At 44.3% G+C, this 17,807-nt stretch carries 15 protein-coding genes; 3 read left to right on the top strand and 12 right to left on the bottom strand.

Annotated features, from left to right (window positions below; all coding sequences use genetic code 11):
- Nucleotides 1-22: 22 nt before the first annotated feature.
- Nucleotides 23-607: a HupE/UreJ family protein gene (locus tag AABK40_RS12260; protein ID WP_338397177.1), complete on the bottom strand. Its 585-nt coding sequence runs from the start codon at nt 605-607 to the stop codon at nt 23-25.
- Between the two features lie 138 nt (nt 608-745).
- On the opposite strand from AABK40_RS12260, the gene AABK40_RS12255 reads away from it, so the two are divergent.
- Nucleotides 746-1,249: a DUF6702 family protein gene (locus AABK40_RS12255; RefSeq protein WP_338397176.1), complete on the top strand. Its 504-nt coding sequence runs from the start codon at nt 746-748 to the stop codon at nt 1,247-1,249.
- A 34-nt stretch (nt 1,250-1,283) separates the two neighbouring features.
- Here AABK40_RS12255 and thpR read toward each other — a convergent pair whose 3' ends face one another.
- On the bottom strand, nt 1,284-1,847 hold the full coding sequence (thpR, locus tag AABK40_RS12250) for an RNA 2',3'-cyclic phosphodiesterase (RefSeq protein WP_338397175.1): 564 nt from the start codon (nt 1,845-1,847) through the stop codon (nt 1,284-1,286).
- 174 nt (nt 1,848-2,021) lie between these two features.
- On the opposite strand from thpR, the gene AABK40_RS12245 reads away from it, so the two are divergent.
- Nucleotides 2,022-3,875: a glycosyltransferase gene (locus AABK40_RS12245; protein WP_332921372.1), complete on the top strand. Its 1,854-nt coding sequence runs from the start codon at nt 2,022-2,024 to the stop codon at nt 3,873-3,875.
- Nucleotides 3,876-3,953: 78 nt separating this feature from the next.
- Here AABK40_RS12245 and floA read toward each other — a convergent pair whose 3' ends face one another.
- From floA to rfbC, 10 genes are all read right to left on the bottom strand, one after another.
- Nucleotides 3,954-4,931, bottom strand: a complete 978-nt coding sequence (gene floA / locus AABK40_RS12240; RefSeq protein ID WP_332921371.1) for a flotillin-like protein FloA — start codon at nt 4,929-4,931, stop codon at nt 3,954-3,956.
- Complete coding sequence (locus AABK40_RS12235; RefSeq protein ID WP_332921370.1) at nt 4,928-5,398, bottom strand: NfeD family protein; 471 nt, start codon at nt 5,396-5,398, stop codon at nt 4,928-4,930. Before AABK40_RS12235 ends, floA begins: the two co-directional genes overlap by 4 nt.
- A gap of 136 nt (nt 5,399-5,534) precedes the next feature.
- Nucleotides 5,535-6,191, bottom strand: coding sequence for a DNA-3-methyladenine glycosylase family protein (locus AABK40_RS12230; protein WP_338397174.1), 657 nt, complete (start codon nt 6,189-6,191; stop codon nt 5,535-5,537).
- Entirely contained in the window at nt 6,191-8,209 is a 2,019-nt protein-coding gene (gene uvrB / locus AABK40_RS12225; protein ID WP_332921368.1) for an excinuclease ABC subunit UvrB, read from the bottom strand. The genes AABK40_RS12230 and uvrB overlap by 1 nt, the downstream gene beginning before the upstream one ends.
- Before the next feature lie 21 nt (nt 8,210-8,230).
- Entirely contained in the window at nt 8,231-9,013 is a 783-nt protein-coding gene (locus AABK40_RS12220; protein WP_338397173.1) for a shikimate dehydrogenase family protein, read from the bottom strand.
- Nucleotides 9,014-9,044: 31 nt separating this feature from the next.
- Nucleotides 9,045-9,971, bottom strand: coding sequence for a polyprenyl-phosphate transporter (locus AABK40_RS12215; protein ID WP_332921366.1), 927 nt, complete (start codon nt 9,969-9,971; stop codon nt 9,045-9,047).
- Nucleotides 9,972-10,108: 137 nt separating this feature from the next.
- Nucleotides 10,109-10,894 carry a phosphosulfolactate synthase gene (locus AABK40_RS12210; RefSeq protein ID WP_332921365.1) on the bottom strand — a complete coding sequence of 262 codons (786 nt, stop codon included), beginning with the start codon at nt 10,892-10,894 and terminating at the stop codon, nt 10,109-10,111.
- Complete coding sequence (locus tag AABK40_RS12205; RefSeq protein ID WP_332921364.1) at nt 10,894-12,300, bottom strand: tetratricopeptide repeat protein; 1,407 nt, start codon at nt 12,298-12,300, stop codon at nt 10,894-10,896. The genes AABK40_RS12210 and AABK40_RS12205 overlap by 1 nt, the downstream gene beginning before the upstream one ends.
- A gap of 182 nt (nt 12,301-12,482) precedes the next feature.
- Nucleotides 12,483-13,466, bottom strand: coding sequence for an NAD-dependent epimerase/dehydratase family protein (locus AABK40_RS12200; protein ID WP_338397172.1), 984 nt, complete (start codon nt 13,464-13,466; stop codon nt 12,483-12,485).
- A gap of 110 nt (nt 13,467-13,576) precedes the next feature.
- Nucleotides 13,577-14,125 (bottom strand): dTDP-4-dehydrorhamnose 3,5-epimerase, encoded by a 549-nt coding sequence (gene rfbC / locus AABK40_RS12195; RefSeq protein ID WP_332921362.1) that lies wholly within the window; start codon nt 14,123-14,125, stop codon nt 13,577-13,579.
- A 243-nt stretch (nt 14,126-14,368) separates the two neighbouring features.
- On the opposite strand from rfbC, the gene AABK40_RS12190 reads away from it, so the two are divergent.
- Nucleotides 14,369-17,644, top strand: coding sequence for a TonB-dependent receptor (locus AABK40_RS12190; protein WP_338397171.1), 3,276 nt, complete (start codon nt 14,369-14,371; stop codon nt 17,642-17,644).
- The last annotated feature ends 163 nt before the right edge of the window (nt 17,645-17,807 follow it).

Genomic DNA, 17,807 nt, shown 5'->3' with positions numbered 1-17,807 from the left:
GCAAAAGTAAAGGTCATAAATATTACCAGAAACGTGCGTGGTACATCAGGCTTGCAGAAACGGCAAGGATGATGAAAGTCCAGGCGGGCTTCCAATAGGTTTGAAGGTGGTTTATGATGGTATTCAGTAGGTAGAACAGGGCAAAGTAAGCAAGTACAATGACGATCTGCCCCACTTCCAAACCGAGGTTAAAAGCCAAAAGCGGTGTAATAATACTTTCAGATCTTCCCAATAGCGCAGAAAGGTAAGAGCTGAAACCCATTCCATGTATTAATCCAAATGCGATAACGATGCCATAGCCATACCAGTAGCTGTTTTTTTGTGACGTTTTTTTACCCCTGATCAGGTGGTGTAAACCAGTCAGGAAGATCGTCAGCGGAATTAAAAATTCAACAATATCACTGTTTACCCTGATGATATGCAGGGTTGATAATGCCAAAGAAAGACTGTGCCCGATGGTAAATGCCGAGAGCAGACCAATGATTTTTTTCCATGACGAAACAGAGAACGACAGGCATAGCGCAATAACAAACAGTAAATGGTCATAGCCGTTCCAATCCAGGATGTGGCGCATGCCCATTTCAAAAAAAACGTGAAAAGTACTCATAAAATAATGTCCCTTTTGTACTACCCACCATAAGCGTATTGCTTACTGAGAGGTTAAGAGCTGATTTTTGTGTCGATAATTTGTTAAATTACAAAAAAAATAGAGGAAGCAACTGATTTTTTGATCAAATCAAGAGGTATGAAGAGAATATTTGTAATTATAGGGCTGATTTTTTGTTTATTCATGATTCAGCAGAGGGCGCTTGCCCACCCCTTTCATATCAGTGTACTGGATATTTATTTCAAGCCTGCGCAAAAGGTGCTACAGGTGGAAGGGAAGGTTTTTATGGATGATCTTGCCGACGCCATCAAGGCAGATACAGGGTTTGAAATTGATTATGATCAGCCTTTGCCTAAGCAACTGATAGAGGCTTATCTTGAAAAGCATGTCATTTTTTCAGTTAACGGAAAAGCCAAACCCTTTAATTTTGTAGGCATGGAGACCGAAGATGGCGCCATCTGGATATACTGGTCTGTTGAAAAGGTGAAGCCGAAAGCCAAGGTGAAGGTGAGCAATACGCTTTTCATCCGTTTATTCAGCGATCAGCAAAACCTGGTCAACCTGACCGACCCGCAAGGGGTACGAAGTGAGCGCCTCACGCAGGGCAATCAGGTTGCAGTTTTTGAGCTTAGAAATCAGTAATGGCGTCGAGGGCAACAAATGCCTGTGGGTTGGCTTAGCCCTCTTGCAACGGGAACTTTTTGAAGACCTCCCACTTTTTATCCTGATACTTTAACAGGTAGAGGGCATCGGCTTTAAAGTCTTCCTGAAATTCTTTTTGTTTAAAATAGGCCCAGGCAGCAGGAAAAACCGCCTTTTTCAAATCCCGAAAGGCGATGGTCAGGTGCGGATGGTACGGACGTTCCTTATAGTCGGCATTGAAGATATTTAAATTTATTTTGAGCCATTTTTTAAGTGCCGATTGTAATTGAACAAGTTGTTTGTTCTCTGCCACGTCTATAAATATCACCCGAGGCTCAAAGCAGCTCAATTGCTTTAGTTGGATATTAAAGCTGTTTTGCTCCCGACAGAACGCACTAATACTATCGATTAATCGTTCATTTTTTTTGATTTTCCACATAAAAGGCATGTGCAATGTCAGGTGTGGTGGGGAATTCAGTGCGCCTTTCGTAGCGAACTGATTAGCAGCCTCTTCTTTTAACGCCTGAGCCTGAGCGGCTATCTGTTCAGGGGGAAGAATGGCGATGAAATAACGTTCTGTTTCTATCTGGTGCTTCATTGAATTAAATTATTACACAAATATATTCATCTTGTCTTTATCTACTATGCAAAGGTTTGCAGTTCGGTAAATTTTGCTGTATTATTACATTGATTTAAACCTTTTATTATTAAAGGAAAAAGATCACTTTTTGTATCACAAATCAATAGCTCAGCGTATTATTTTCACTTTTTTATGCCAAAGTTTAACAGGACCAATAAAGTAACAAATAGAAGGATTTCTAAAAGCAGTATTTCCAAGACGCTCTTAGTTGAAGTTGCATGGGAAGTTTGTAACCAAGTAGGCGGTATTTATACCGTAATTCGTTCCAAAGCCCCCACGATGGTGAAAAAGTGGGAGGATAACTACACCCTGCTGGGCCCCTATGTTGAGGAGCAAGCTTCCGCCGCTTTCGAGCCGTTACCCTTGGATGAAGAGAGCAGTGTTTGCCGTGCGGTCAAGCGCATGCAAGCCTCGGGGATTGATGTCCATTATGGCGAATGGCTGGTGACTGGTAAGCCGAAGGTGGTTTTGGTGAACCCATTATCGGTGCAGGATCGCTTAGGGGAAATTAAATATGCACTGTGGGATCACCATGGTATTCCATTGCCTTCGCATGACGATCTGCTGGATAAAACCATCGCTTTTGGTGAGTTGAACAGGATTTTCTTTTCACTATTATCTGAAGAAGAAAAGAGCAAAAAGATTATTGGGCATTTTCATGAATGGATGTCGGCATCATCAATTCCTGAATTACGCAGAGACAATGTGGATATTTCTACCGTCTTTACCACGCATGCTACAATGCTTGGGCGTTATTTGGCAGCGAATGACCACGAATTCTATCAGCACTTGCCTTTCTTTGACTGGGAACAAGAAGCGATTAATTTCAATATTGAACCGCAGGTACGTATTGAACGTGCCGCAGCGCATGGAGCACACGTTTTAACAACGGTTTCGGATGTTACAGGGCAGGAGTGTATTCATCTTTTGGGTCGCAAGCCTGACGAGATCACGCCTAACGGTTTAAATATCGAACGGTTTACGGCACTCCACGAGTTCCAGAACTTACATAAGGAGTATAAAGAAAAGATCCATCAGTTTGTGATGGCCCACTTCTTTCCGAGCTACACTTTCGATTTAGATAATACTGTTTATTTCTTCACGTCAGGGAGATTTGAATATAAAAATAAAGGCTTCGATACCACTTTGGAGGCTTTGGCGAAGTTGAATTATCGCTTGAAGCAGGAGCAAAGTGATATCAATATTGTGATGTTTTTCATCACTAAGCGCCCTTACCATAGTGTGAACCCATCGGTGTTGCAATCGCGTGCAGTGATGGAAGAGTTGCGCTACACGACAAAAATGATCCAAAATCAGATTGGGGAGCGCTTATTTTATGCGGCGGCATCGAGTAACGATCACCGATTGCCTGAGTTGAATGACTTTGTGGATGAGTACTGGAAATTACGTTTCCGCCGTACGCTTCAGTCATGGAAAAGTGGAGGCTTGCCATCTGTTGTAACGCACAACCTTGAAGATGATCAGGATGATGAAATTTTGAACTACCTACGAAATGCCAATCTGCTCAATCATGAGGATGATCGCGTGAAGGTGGTTTATCACCCTGATTTCATTTCGCCAGCGAGCCCGTTGTTTGGAATGGAGTATGGTCAGTTTGTTCGTGGTTGTCATTTGGGGGTTTTCCCAAGTTATTATGAACCATGGGGCTACACACCACTTGAGGCTATGGCATCGGGTGTTCCTTCAGTAACCTCGGATTTGGCAGGTTTTGGTGATTATGTAGTGAACAACTTGCAGGATCACGAAGAAAAAGGGATTTACGTTATTGACAGGAAGAATGCCAATTTTGATGCAGGAGCAGACCAGTTGGCTTATAAGCTGCATAAATTCATTAAAATGGATCGTCGCCAGCGAATTTCTCAAAGAAACAAAACAGAGCATAACTCTACTTTCTTTGACTGGCATAACCTGATTCACCATTACGATAAAGCGCATAATCTTGCGATCAGTCGATTGAAAAAATAAGCCTGAGCAGCCAATGTTCAGACCAAAAAAAACGGCAAGCTTCAAATGAGGCTTGCCGTTTTTTAGTTTTATGACCGATTATTTATCGGTAGATGAATCATCATCATCAGAAATTGAACGACGCATGTCCGTGTCCGCCTGAATATTCTGGAATTTGTAATAATCCATTACGCCAAGGTTGCCATTTCTGAAAGCTTCCGCAATGGCCAATGGAATAGAGGTTTCTGCCTGAATTACTTTAGAGCGGGCTTCTTGTGTTTTAGCCTTCATCTCCTGCTCTTCAGCAACAGCCATTGCGCGGCGCTCTTCCGCTTTTGCTTCCGCGACCTTCAAATCGGCTTGTGCCTGATCAGTCTGTAATATCGCACCGATGTTCTTTCCTACATCTACATCTGCAATATCAATCGACAAAATCTCGAAAGCAGTCCCTGCATCCAAACCGCGTTGCAATACGAGTTTTGAAATCTTATCAGGGTTTTCCAATACTTCTTTATGAGACTGAGCGGAACCAATCGAGGTTACGATACCTTCACCCACACGAGCGAGGATAGTATCTTCACCAGCACCACCGACATACTGCTGAATGTTGGCACGAACCGTTACACGGGCAGTGGCAATCAACTGAATACCATCGGCAGCTACAGCAGCTACTTTTGGCGTGGTGATCACTTTAGGATTTACGGAAATCTGTACGGCTTCAAATACATCTCTACCCGCAAGGTCAATAGCAGTAGCTGATTTGAAGTTCAATCCGATATTGGCTTTGTCCGCAGAAATTAGTGCACGTACGATATTCTGCACATCACCACCCGCAAGGTAGTGGGTTTCCAGATCATTGGTGGAAATTTTCAATCCTGCTTTTGTGGCCGTAATCAAAGGATTAACGATAATGCTTGGTGGCACTTTACGAATACGCATTGCTACCAATTCGCCAAGACTAATTCTCACCCCAGAGAATAGCGCAGTAATCCATAGGTTTACTGGGATAAAATATAGAATAATAAAAAATAAAAATATCCCGAGTAATATCGCGATAATAGGAGCAAATGGTGTCATTCTTTAATTTTTAAAGGTTGAACAATTATTTTGTTTTTATAAATTTCAATGATTTCGATGGCTGTGCCAGCCTCCAGAAATAGCCCTCGGGTACTGACCTCCTCTTCGGTTTCACCAAAGAGTGCTTTGCCTACAGGTTTCAAGGCAGAAGTGGTCAAGCCTTCTTGTCCGATCATCAGCCCGATAGCATCCCGAGTATTGACACGACCTTCAACAGACGATTGGTTAGACATTTTCAACCATGGTTTGGACTGAAAGGCATAAATAGATAGGATGATGCCTACCACTGAAGAGCCTGCCAATACCCAATGACCAGCACTTGTGCCTAACTCAGTGTAGGAAAGATAAATCCCGAAAATCACGGCAATAGCCCCGATTACGCCCACAAAAGTAGTTCCAGGAACGAAGATGACTTCTACGAGCAAAAGGATAATTCCGACAATAATTAATAGCGCAATTAACAGCATAAAGGAGTTGAATTAATGTACTGTCAATATAAGTCTTTATTGAAATATTTTTAGAATAGCGGGCCGTTTTTGAAAGGATTTAGCCCGAAAATCGGGGATTGATTATTTAGGGGGAATAATAATCTAAGTAATATGATTATTGTTGGATAGGAAGGTGAAAAATACTGGGGTACTTAAAGAACTGCTGCAGGGTTATTTCCCAGAGGAAGAAATGTGCATACGTATTGTAAGGTGCGCAACGGTCCGTGAATTTTTTGAAGTCTGTTCTGCTGAGTTCGCCATCGGATTGCATGAGCCATGCGATGCCTTTTCTGATGGCCAAATCTCCAAAAGCACGAACATCTTCTTTTTGTAAGGTAAACATCAGGAACATTTGAACCGTCCATTGGCCAACTCCCTTGATGCTTTGTAGTTTAGTGCTGATGGTTTCGGTGTCTTCTGTCAGTAAGTTCTGACGACTGAAAAAAAGGGGCTTTTTAAGAAATGCCTGTGCAATATTCTGGCAGTAGGCCACTTTTCTGAAAGATAAACCACAGGCCTGTAATTGATCTGTGGGTATGGCCAGCAGGTGTGTAGGGGTAATGCCCTGAGGGAATAAACGGGAGAAGCGTTTGAAAACAGTCAGGCCAGCTTCGAAGGAAATTTGCTGAAAGATGATGTTGTAAACCATGCCCTCAAAGGGATCTTTGATGATCTCCCTGGGGGCATAATTGGGGCAATGCTGAATCAGTAAAGCCATTTCAGGAATTTGCTTCAGGTGGTCAACAGCTCGATTTGGGATTTTGAACCGCATTATTTCTCCAGCTGGGCTTTGAGGGCGAAGAGTTCATCCCGCAATTTTGCGGCAGCGATAAAGTCGAGTGCTTTGGCCGCTTTTTCCATTTCTTTCTGTGTTTTGGCGATCATCTTTTCGATGTCCTCCTTTTTCGCATACTGCAAAACAGGGTCGGCGGCAAGTGAAGGCTGGTTTTCCTCTACATAATATTCTTGTGCCTCTTTTTTATTATCAGCCACTTTGGTTTGCCCGAGAATTTCCTCACGAGATTTACGTATCGTTTTCGGCGTGATGCCATGTTCCTCATTGTAGGCTTGCTGAATTGAACGTCGTCGGTTGGTTTCCTCAATGGCCGTATTCATGGAATCGGTCATTTTGTCGGCATACATAATCACCGTACCATCCTCATTACGGGCGGCTCGGCCAATGGTCTGAATCAGGGATTTTGTAGAGCGCAGGAAGCCTTCTTTATCAGCATCAAGAATGGCTACCAGGGAAACTTCTGGCAGATCAAGGCCTTCTCTTAACAAGTTTACCCCAACGAGCACATCGTAAGTACCGAGGCGTAATTCACGCAGAATTTCCACCCTGTCGAGGGTTTTGACTTCCGAGTGTATGTATGCACATTTAATATTGGCACGCTCAAGGAACTTGGTCAACTCTTCCGCCATTCGCTTGGTCAAGGTCGTTACCAACGTTCGCTCATCACGTTGGATTCGATTGTCGATTTCCTCCATCAAATCATCAATCTGATTGATGGATGGGCGCACCTCAATTTTGGGATCCAGCAGCCCTGTTGGTCGAATGATCTGCTCCACAATAACGCCGTCAGACTGGCGGAGTTCGTAATCTGCAGGTGTGGCGGAGACAAAGACCATCTGGTTAATCATCCCTTCAAATTCTTCAAACTTCAGCGGACGGTTATCCATTGCTGCTGGTAGCCGCCAGCCATAATCTACCAGGTTTACTTTACGCGCACGGTCGCCACCATACATGGCGCGTACCTGAGGCAAGGTTACGTGGCTTTCATCAATCATAATCAAATAATCGTCGGGGAAATAATCCAGCAGGCAGAAGGGGCGCTGGCCAGGTTGTCGTCGGTCGAAATAGCGGGAATAGTTTTCGACGCCCGAACAATAGCCCAGCTCACGGATCATCTCCAGATCGAATTCTGTACGTTCCTGAATACGCTTGGATTCTTCTGGTCGGCCTTCTTCATCAAAGAAGCGAATCTGCTTGACCATATCATCCTGAATTTGCTTGATAGCCTCCTGTATGGTGTCTTTGCCTGTAACAAAAAGGTTGGCAGGAAAGATGGTGGTGGCGGTTTCATCGGAAATTTTTCTGCCAGATGCTGGGTCGATGGTCTGAATGGCCTCAATTTCATCTCCCCAAAAGTAGAATCGGTAGGCAAAATCGGCATAGGCGAGATAGATATCCACGGTATCGCCCTTTACCCTGAAAGTTCCCCGACGGAATTCCCCTTCAGTGCGGCTATAAAGAATATCCACGAGCGCAAACAAAAACTGATTTCTCGGCACGCTGTCTCCGACTTTGAAAGAGAGCACATTTTTGCCAAACTCTTCGGGGTTACCGATACCATAAATACAGGATACCGAAGCGACAACAATCACATCCCTGCGGCCTGTTAAAAGCTGCGAGGTGGCCTTTAATCGCAATTTTTCAATTTCTTCATTGATCATCAGGTCTTTCTCAATGAAGGTATTGGTGGCCGCAATGTAGGCTTCGGGTTGGTAATAGTCATAATAGGAAATGAAGTATTCCACCGCATTTTCGGGGAAAAACTGCTTAAACTCGCCATAAAGCTGAGCCGCCAAAGTTTTATTGTGCGCCAATACCAATGTGGGCTTCCCCGACTGGGCGATCACATTGGCCATGGTGAAGGTCTTTCCCGTACCTGTTGCACCGAGCAGGGTCTGAAAACGCTCCTGATTGGCAAGGCCCTGGGTAAGTTCTGCAATTGCCTGAGGCTGGTCGCCCATTGGCTTATACTCTGAGGTCAGTTTAAACTCCATTTTCCTATTGGTGAATCTAAATTATGTTGTTTCGCTTTGTGGGGCTACAGGCGTTTGGCCATCCAGCCAAATCTCCCAGCTTTTCTCTGCCTGAAGTACTAACATTTCGTACCCATTTTTGGCCTTCCCTCCTTTGCGTAATCCTTCTTGCATAAAGGCTGTAATCTCCGGATTATACACCACATCGTACAAATAATGCTTGGAGGTTAGGGCTTCGTAAGGCAAATCAACCTTGTCAAGTTCGTTGGGTGCGGTGCCCAGGGGCGTGGTATTGACAATCAGAGTGTGTGTGGCAACCAATTCAGGGTTTTCTTTCAGCGCTTTATAGGTATAGTCTGCTTTCTGCGGATCTCTTGATACCATTTTCACATTGATCCCCATATCGGTTAAAGCAACGCGAACGGCCTTTGAAGCGCCTCCGGTGCCCAATACGAGCGCATCGGTAATATTGCTGAGGTTTTCCCCGATCCATTTCGTGACGGAATTCCTGAAGCCATAATAGTCGGAGTTATAACCAACAAGCCCCTGATCTGTAAATTTAATCACATTTACGGCACCAATTTTCTGGGCACTTTCATCGAGGGATTTCAAGTACGGGATAATGTCGTTTTTGTATGGAATCGTAACATTGATCCCTGCAAAATTGGGGTTGGTTTCCAACAGTTCAGGGAAAGATTCAATGTTAGGAATTTCAAATAGTTTGTAGTCAAAACCCTCAATATCTTCTTTCTTGAATTTTTCTGTAAAATATTTTTCTGAGAAAGAGTAGTCGAGGGTTTCTCCAATAAGGCCTAAAAGTTTCATAGGGTTGAATTAAAAGGTTTAGGACAATGCGCTATGCTTGTTTGGTATTGCTTCTTGAAGCAAAATAATCCAATCCGAACACCAATGCAATAGCCCCCACAATACAAATGATCGCAACCAGTGTTTGCGGATTGGCATGTTGTCCATAGGTGCTTGGTAAAATATTTTTGGTGATCAGGGCTACTTCTTCCCCGTGGCTGTTGATGCGTGTTGAAAGCACTTCTTTCCACGGCCACACTTTGTTCAGGGAGCCGATCATGAAGCCAGACAGCAGCGCTACCGCTAAATCGTGGTATTTGGAAAGTAACCAGGAGATAAAACGGCTGAATAACGCCAAACCGAGGACACAGCCTGCACCAAAGACAGCAATGACGTCCAATTGTAAATTCTTAATCGCGTTTAATATAAAAGCGTATTTTCCGAGAATTAACAACAAAAAACTTCCAGAAATTCCTGGGAGTATCATTGCACATATGGCAATGGCGCCCGATAAAAAGATAAAGCCATAGTTTTCTGGGGTGCTTGTAGGTGTAGCTACGGTTACAAAATAGGCTATCGCAATACCTGCGATTCCTGTCAGTAATACAGGGACAGACCATTTTCTGATTTGCTTGCCGACTAAAATTGCCGATATGATGATCAGCCCAAAGAAGCATGACCAGATTGGGATCGGGTGGTGTTCGAGCAGGTAGGTGATCAGTTTGGCCAAAGAGAGTACGCTTGTGGCAATACCCGCGAACAGGATCAGTAAAAATGTTCCGTTAATGTATTCCCAAAAAGCTTTGAGCTGGAAAGAAAACAGCAATTTCAGGGCGGTAGCATTGACCGATTTAATGCTGTTGATCAGGGTTTCGTAAATGCCAGTGATAAAGGCAATGGTTCCTCCTGATACGCCAGGGACAACATCGGCAGCGCCCATGGCGACTCCTTTAAGAAAAAGTGTAATTTGGGATTTCATGAATTCGTAAATTATACATTGAGCAAGAGCCTTGCTGTGTTTATGAAGGATAAATATACCTAAATGATCAAGGAATGGAAAATAAAAAAGCGATCTGCCAATGACAGATCGCTTCAATATTGTGCAAGAAAAGAGCTTTAGATGATCGTTTCTTCAAAGTTTTTATTGGATAGAAAATCCATAAAGGTATCGCCACGGAGTCCCAAACGGATTGTTTCCAATGGAATAACCTCGTTAGGCGCAATGTTTCCAACATTTACATTCGGGCCACAAAGTTTGATGAACCATACCTGCTGTGTTTTTTGAGGGGCTTCCCAGATGATTTTTTCTGAAGGAATTTTTGTCAAAATTTCTTCTACCAATCCTGAGCGTACCTCTCCTGAAGAACGGAAAAGACCCACATTTCCTCCCTCACGGGCCTCGCCGATCACCTTCCATGCGCCAGCGTCAAGCTCAGCCTGCATGAACTGAATCCATTTGTATGGAGGGATAATCTTTTCAGCATCTTTAGAGCCTACTTCAGAAAGTACGGTGAACTCCTTTGAAAGCTTATGAATGTACTCACACTTTACATCGTGCGGCAATTCAATAGATCCGTCAGAAACCTCTACATGCTCAACACCAAATTTATGCAAGGTGCGCACATAATCTTCAAACTGGCCACGTACAAGGAAAGCCTCGAAAAGTGTTCCACCGAAATAGGTAGGAATACCCGCTTCTTTGTACAGGTTGATTTTTTCCTGAAGGTTAGGCGTAACCGCGGATGTCCCGAATCCCAACTTCACGATATCTGTGTATGCTCCAGCACTGCTCAAAAAGTCCTCGACTTGTCTAAGGCTAAGGCCTTTGTCCATGACCATTGTACAGCCCGATTGTCTCGGTTTTTGAGTCCTTTCAGGGATATCCTTCAAAAAGTAGTTCATTATATATGATCTTTTCTATACTGATTAATAAATTCAAATAAAGCCTTTTGGGTTTTCCGCGAAGGGAAGAAATCCAAAAGGGAATCGAACTTGCCTTGATCGAGTTCCAAACCTGTTTTCAGGTACTCGATCGCTTGTTCGTAATGATGATTAAGCAAAAGGTATGCCGCAGCAATAAAGTTGAGCTTGGCATTATCTTTCAGATCTACAAGGCCTTCGGATATTTTGTTGTAGGCTTGTTGCAAATCATTGCATTGGTAATACATCATTGACCAGTGAATGTACAACTCTTCAGTGATACCTCCATAGGTTTTGGCACTTCTGAAGCATTTCTCGGCAGCCTCGACATTCCCGAGCAAACGTTCCGCTTCAGCGGCAATAAGCCAGTACACGGGCTTGTCCTGCGTAAGATCCAGTGCTTTTCCAACAAAATGCTTGGCTTCTGCCGGTTTTTTCATTTTGATGGCGCAGGAGGCCAGCCCAAACCAGGCGTCGTCGTATTCTTTGTCAAAATCAACGGCGGCTTTGTATTTTTTCACGGCCTTTTGAGTAAGCCCCTGGTGTTCCAGGGCGGCACCCAGGTAACAAAAGGTTTCTCCCGAGCTGCCTTCAAGGTCAAGAACCGTCTGGTAGCATTGGGCAGCTTTGTCAAATTGCTCAACATTCATATACACATTCCCCAGGTTGAAATGCGCCGAAGCGAAATCCTCCTCAAGGGTACGGGCAAAGTCATAAGCTTCAATGGCTCTTTCCATGTCTTCGAGCCTGCAACATACCACGCCAAGGTTAAACCAGGCCGTAGAGGAGAAAGGGTCGAGATTCAGGAAGTGCTCGTAACATTTTTTGGCATCTTCAGGGCGGTCCACCATTTCAAGGTTGTAGCCTAAATCCAGCCAGGCCCCATCAAGTTTAGGGTCCGTTTCAAGGGCTTGATTGAAGCGATTAATGGCTTCCTGGTGGTTTTCCTGTGCCTGAGCAATAAGCCCAAGGTTATACCATATTTCTGCGGGTTCATGATGAAAGGTCAGGGCCAATTCCAGACAGGCCTGTGCCTGCTCGTATTTTTCCTGCACGATCAAAATTTCACCTTTTTGTATGAGAGCGTCTGCATTGGTTGGGGAGATTGAAAGGGTCTCTTCCAGCAAGTCCAAAGCATCGTCGTACTGAAGCATGAAGGCCAAAAGCTCCACTTTAGCAAGTTTCGCTTCTTCGGAAAAAGGGAACTGAGTGCTGAGCAAATCAAGGATTGCTTTCAGCATTTGATCATTACCTTTTTCCATATAAAACTCCATAAGGATCTGATAGCTTTCAAAGCTCAACAATGGATGTTGGTCTTTGGCCAGGCAGTCCTCAAAAGACTGAATAATCTCTTGCTTCTCCTTCCGATTGTGATGTGACTCTTTCATAGATTATTCTTCAGATTGTCGAAAAAACAAATGGTGAAACTCCACAACTTGTCAAGACAAATAGCTGTTGATCCTTTATGGCCAGATGGCACTAAAATCAACAGATCAACTCACAAGGTACAAAAATCTTTAAAATTGAATTGTATTTGTGTAGGTTGAAAGGATGAAAAAACTAAAAATATTTAAAAAGTCTTATCAAATGATGAAATAGATGCACAGGTCCAGGCGATTGTTTCCGCTAATGGGCGGAAATGAAAATCAAGGTGTTGCTCAATTTTTTCGCTTGAGTACACGCTGTGCTGACCTACCTGCCGAATAATATCCTGACTGATTTGGCGCTTTTTATCAGTGAAAAACTGGGTAGTGCCTTCGAGGAACCGTGCGGCGGAAAGGGTGGTTTTTCCCACCTGTTTCAATCGGCCTTTCAGTTGCCAATGCGCTCTTAGAGATGAGAAAAATTGCAGATAAGTCAACTCCCCAGCATTGAGGATGAAGCGTTCGCCCACAGTATTGTTTTCGATCAAACCGACCACGGCTTCTGCAACATCCCTGACGTCCACCAGTGAAATGCTGCCATCAGTATAATAGGTGTTGCCTTCCTTGATGTAGGACAGTAATTTTCCAGTACTTTGTTGGAAGGGGCAAGGGCCCAAAACCACCGAAGGGTTTACAATAACCCCAGGCAGGCTTTCGTGAATGCCTCTCCATACTTCCATTTCTGCCTGGTGCTTGGAGTAAGCGTAATCGGACACATTCTGCATGCTGTTCTCCCAGTGGTGTTTTTCACTGATTACCTCCCCTTTGGCCGCCTGACCAATAGCGGCAATGGAACTGACTTGCAGGAATTGTTTAATAGGTTTGGATAGTGCCACATTGACCAGGTTTTTGGTCAGTTCGATATTTTGATCGAGGGCTTCTTTTTGTCCTTCATCAAAAGACACCATCGCTGCCGCATGGATGATCTTCTCCACACCTTGCATCTGCTCGTCGAGCCACAAAATATCATTGATGCTCCCTTCCACCCATTCTATTAAATGTTGTACATCCTCCAGTAGCGCCATAGAGCTTGTGGGGCGTTTCAGGCAGCGCAGTTTTTCTCCGCGGAGAAGCAATGCCCGACAAATGTAGCTACCGACAAAGCCAGTGGCACCAGTAATGAAAATCATAGATTATGGGATTCTGTGTGGTTATTGAATTGTTGGTTTGGGCGTAAATATAAACACAAAAAGGGCTTTCACCCCTTGAATGAAAGCCCTTTTTCTATATTTCCTGTAAATTATAAGCTGTCGCGGTAAGCGGCGAAGGAAGGTAATACTTGATCTTTTTCGGAAATGGTTGGATTTTCGATCAGGTCACTTCCCCAGTCAATATTCAGTTCAGGGTCATTATAAATGATGCCCGATTCGGAAGCTTTGTGATAAGTGCCCGTACATTTGTAGCTGAATACACAGTCTTCGAGGGCTAAAAATCCATGAGCAAAACCTGGAGGTACATAAAACTGATTGTGCTTTTCGGCATCGAGGATACAGGTGTCGTACTGGCCGAAAGTCGGGGAGTCGGGTCTTAGATCCACAGCCACATCGAGCACTTTTCCCATCACCACCCTGACAAGCTTGCCCTGTGCGTAAGGTGCTTTCTGGAAGTGCAAACCCCTTAACACACCTTTGGTAGAAAAAGATTGGTTGTCCTGAACAAAGTGCTCCTTAATGCCAATGGCAGCGTATTTATCTTCGTGGAAAGACTCCAAAAAATAACCACGCGCATCACCGTACACGTCAGGTTGAATTTCGACAAGCCCTTCAATTTTGGTTGGTTTTATTTCCATGATTTATGCTTTATTTCACCAAAGATCATGAAGTGTCTGTGATTAATCAAAAATATGAATGAATTACTTCATGTCTTTTTTCTGACGAAAGTTAGGGGAAAACAAATGGTGCTTGAAATGTACTAAATCTGTTTAAGATGTAAAGGATTGGAGAGGATTTATTGGTAGGGGTAAATTTTTTCGGGGATCTGCTAACGAAATTAAATTTGGGATGTTAGAAAGTCGAACCAAATTCATGTAAAGATGATGACCTGCACCTCGAAACTGCTATTGAGCATTTTGCTGCCCCTGTTGCTGATTTGTAATGCTTTTGGGCAGGGATCCACCACTTCCTCTTTGAATGGAAGGGTTACCGATTCGGCAGGGGAAGCCTTACCAGGTGCCACGGTGATTGCGACCGACACCCAGACGGGGGCAGAGTATGGGAGTACGGCAGATTTTAATGGTTTTTATCGTATTAATGGCATGTCCGTAGGAGGACCTTACACCCTGAAGGTGTCCTTTGTCGGCTATGGTAATTATATCAAAGAGGGCTTGTACCTCACTTTGGGGCAAACCCTGAAAGAGAATGTGAAACTTGGCGAAGATGTAAAAACCCTTGAAGGGGTGGAGGTGAAGGCATCAGCGGAGGATGATTTTGATGGCAACCGTACTGGAGCCCAAACGGTGGTGGGCACCAAAAGCATTGAATCTTTACCGACGGTTTCACGGGATTTGAATGATTTTACCAGACTGACACCACAGGCCAAGCTTGAAAATGGCGGGATTTCCATTGCAGGGGCTAATAATCGCTATAATGCCATTTTTATTGACGGGGCAGTAAATAACGATGTCTATGGCCTCTCCTCAGGGGGAACCAATGGAGGGCAGGCAGGAATTTCCCCAATCAGTATTGATGCCATTAAGCAGTTTCAGGTCGTTATTGCGCCTTTTGATGTGCGCCAGGGAGGTTTTGCTGGTGGTGGTATTAACGCCGTTACCCGCAGTGGGTCGAATATATTTGAGGGTTCTGCTTACTGGTTGTTCAGGAATCAGCGGTTGGCAGGAAAAACCCCTACCGATAATCCTGATGTAGAACGACAATCTTTGGCGGATTTTACGGCACAGACTTATGGCGCAAGATTGGGCGGACCGATCATTAAGAACAAGCTATTTTTCTTTGCCAATGTGGAAATTCAGCGCGACGAAACCCCACAACCCTACGATCCTGCGGGTTATGCTGGTGATGTAGGCGCTGCAGGTTTGGATGCTTTACGCCAGAGCCTGATTACCAAATATGGTTACGATCCTGGAGGCTTCAGGAATAATACCGCCCGCCTGGAGGGGGAGAAATTCCTGATCCGTTTAGATTACAATATTAATAGGAATCATAAGCTGACCGTACGGCACAGTTATACCCATGGCGAAGCGACACAGCCAGGGCGATCGAGCAATAACAGGATCAATTACTTTAACAATGGGCGATTGTTTCCATCCACAACCAACTCTTCGGCCTTGGAGATCAACAGTAACTTCGGCAGTAAATTTTCCAATAATCTGATATTGGGTTATACCCATGTGGAGGATGATCGTTCGGTACTTGGCGACCCTTTTCCATCGGTATCTATTAATGATGGCGCAGCGCGTATTTCATTGGGAAGTGACCCTTTTGCAGCAGCAAACATCCTGAAGCAAGATGTTTTTACCCTCACCGACAATTTTTCGATATTCAGGGGAAGACACACCATCACGGTGGGGACGCATAATGAGTTTTATAAGATTTTCAACTTGTTTGTTCGGCAGAATTTTGGTGACTACCAATATAACTCCGTGCAAGATTTTCTGAATGGTGATGCTGATCCTGATTTGGTGGTGCAGTACAATCGAAGTTATTCTATTGACAACCCCTCGGCTGTCGGTGGAGCCAATACGGCAGTGGCCGATTTTACCGCTTTTCAGTTGGGCTTTTATGCACAGGATGAAATCGAGGTCAATGATCAGCTGAAAATTACCGCTGGATTACGGATAGACATTCCCGTATACACGGATACACCAAAAGCGAATGAACAATTTAATAATGAAACCATTCCTTTGCTTCAGCAGGCGGGCTGGGATACCAACGGAATTCGTTCTGGGGATTTGTTTAAAGTGCGCCCATTGTTTGCGCCGAGGGTAGGTTTTAACTATGACGTGTTTGGTGATCAGCGCACGCAGATTCGTGGTGGAACGGGTATATTCAACAGCCGGGTGCCCTTGGTTTGGCTTGGAGGCGCCTACACCAATAATGGCCAGGAAATCGGCTCTATTTCGGAGCGTTCGCAGCTTTTTATTCCCGATGTGAACAATCAGCCACCCACAGGCCCTATCAGCAATGAACCTTCAGGGCAAATGGATTTATTTAGAGACGATTTCAAATTACCCCAGGTATGGCGATCTAATTTAGCGATTGATCAAAAATTGCCTGCAGGCTTAGTGGCTACTGTCGAGCTGATGTACACCAAAACCCTCAACGATATTCTGGTGAAAAACTATAATGTGGCGCCCACCCCAAAAGGTAATCTGGCAGGGCCTGGTGATACCCGCCCATTTTACGATCGGGAAAATAGACTGGACCCCCGCTATACAGATATTATCGTGGCAGAAAATACTTCCGTAGGTTACTCCTATAATATATCGACCACTATAAAGCAGAATACAGATTTTGGTTTGGCGTGGAGCCTGTCTTACACTTTTGGCCAAACGAAATCCCTTACCGATGCCACCTCCTCTCAGAACTCATCGCAGTGGAGGTTTACAGAAAACGTAAACGGTAAGAATAACCTCGACCTGGCATTTTCAGACTTTGACCCGGGGCATCGGATTGTTGGTTTTGTAACCTACCGCAAGGCATACCTGAAGAGTATGGCCACAACGGTTTCATTGTTCGGGACTGCCGAATCAGGACGACGGTTTTCCTATGTGTATGGCGGCGGTCGGGTAACGGATGCCAACGGGAACACACTCCGAGGCACGGGGCAATTGTCCAATGATGACCCTGGTTCAGCCTCTACGGCTTCAGACCTGATTTATGTTCCGAGGGATATTTCAGAAATAAACTTGATCGATTATCAATCTGGCGGGAGGGTTATTACTGCCGAAGAACAATGGCAGGCTTTGGATACCTATATTCGGAATGACGACTATCTGTCGGAGCGAAGGGGGCAGTATGCCGAACGAAATGGTGATCGCCTTCCATTTACCTTTACAATGGACCTGAAACTGGCGCAAGAATTCTTCATCAAAACAAAAAATAATAAGCAGCATACCCTGACAGTTTCTTTTGATATTTTCAATTTCACCAATTTTCTTAACAAAGATTGGGGACGAAGATATTTTGTTCAGTTTGGGAATTATCAGTTGATTCGGTCTGTGGGTGGCGAAGGAACGGATCAGCCATCATTTATTTTTGATGCGCCAAATGGAGATATCTGGGATGTCGACGACAGTGGCGTGAATAGCGCAAGGTGGCAGGCACAGCTTGGGTTGAGGTATACTTTTTAGTCGATTGTTGCTGACGCAGCAGTCTTAATGAATTGCTATTTTTGGCACCTAAAATGAAGGCGTATTTGTTATAATGTCAAATTAGTTCGGGTGACTTATCAATATGGTAAATTTAAAAAGTATTGCAAGGTAATTGTATTTGCGTGAGTAGGGGTTTGTGAAT

Origin of the sequence: Persicobacter psychrovividus (genome assembly GCF_036492425.1) — a bacterium.
GTDB lineage: Bacteria > Bacteroidota > Bacteroidia > Cytophagales > Cyclobacteriaceae > Persicobacter > Persicobacter psychrovividus.
Note: the sequence above shows the minus strand (reverse complement) of the source record. Positions and strands in the feature narration are given on the sequence as shown.

Coding starts and splice junctions, on each gene's coding strand:
- AABK40_RS12200 (WP_338397172.1), bottom strand. CDS start 13,466: ATGATTTTCATTACTGGTGCCACTGGCTTTGTCGGTAGCTACATTTGT.
- AABK40_RS12235 (WP_332921370.1), bottom strand. CDS start 5,398: ATGCTGTTAATTGCGCTATTAATTATTGTCGGAATTATCCTTTTGCTC.
- AABK40_RS12190 (WP_338397171.1), top strand. CDS start 14,369: ATGATGACCTGCACCTCGAAACTGCTATTGAGCATTTTGCTGCCCCTG.
- AABK40_RS12215 (WP_332921366.1), bottom strand. CDS start 9,971: ATGAAATCCCAAATTACACTTTTTCTTAAAGGAGTCGCCATGGGCGCT.
- AABK40_RS12230 (WP_338397174.1), bottom strand. CDS start 6,191: ATGCGGTTCAAAATCCCAAATCGAGCTGTTGACCACCTGAAGCAAATT.
- AABK40_RS12220 (WP_338397173.1), bottom strand. CDS start 9,013: ATGAAACTTTTAGGCCTTATTGGAGAAACCCTCGACTACTCTTTCTCA.
- AABK40_RS12260 (WP_338397177.1), bottom strand. CDS start 607: ATGAGTACTTTTCACGTTTTTTTTGAAATGGGCATGCGCCACATCCTG.
- AABK40_RS12255 (WP_338397176.1), top strand. CDS start 746: ATGAAGAGAATATTTGTAATTATAGGGCTGATTTTTTGTTTATTCATG.
- AABK40_RS12210 (WP_332921365.1), bottom strand. CDS start 10,894: ATGAACTACTTTTTGAAGGATATCCCTGAAAGGACTCAAAAACCGAGA.
- floA (WP_332921371.1), bottom strand. CDS start 4,931: ATGACACCATTTGCTCCTATTATCGCGATATTACTCGGGATATTTTTA.
- rfbC (WP_332921362.1), bottom strand. CDS start 14,125: ATGGAAATAAAACCAACCAAAATTGAAGGGCTTGTCGAAATTCAACCT.
- AABK40_RS12245 (WP_332921372.1), top strand. CDS start 2,022: ATGCCAAAGTTTAACAGGACCAATAAAGTAACAAATAGAAGGATTTCT.
- AABK40_RS12205 (WP_332921364.1), bottom strand. CDS start 12,300: ATGAAAGAGTCACATCACAATCGGAAGGAGAAGCAAGAGATTATTCAG.
- uvrB (WP_332921368.1), bottom strand. CDS start 8,209: ATGGAGTTTAAACTGACCTCAGAGTATAAGCCAATGGGCGACCAGCCT.
- thpR (WP_338397175.1), bottom strand. CDS start 1,847: ATGAAGCACCAGATAGAAACAGAACGTTATTTCATCGCCATTCTTCCC.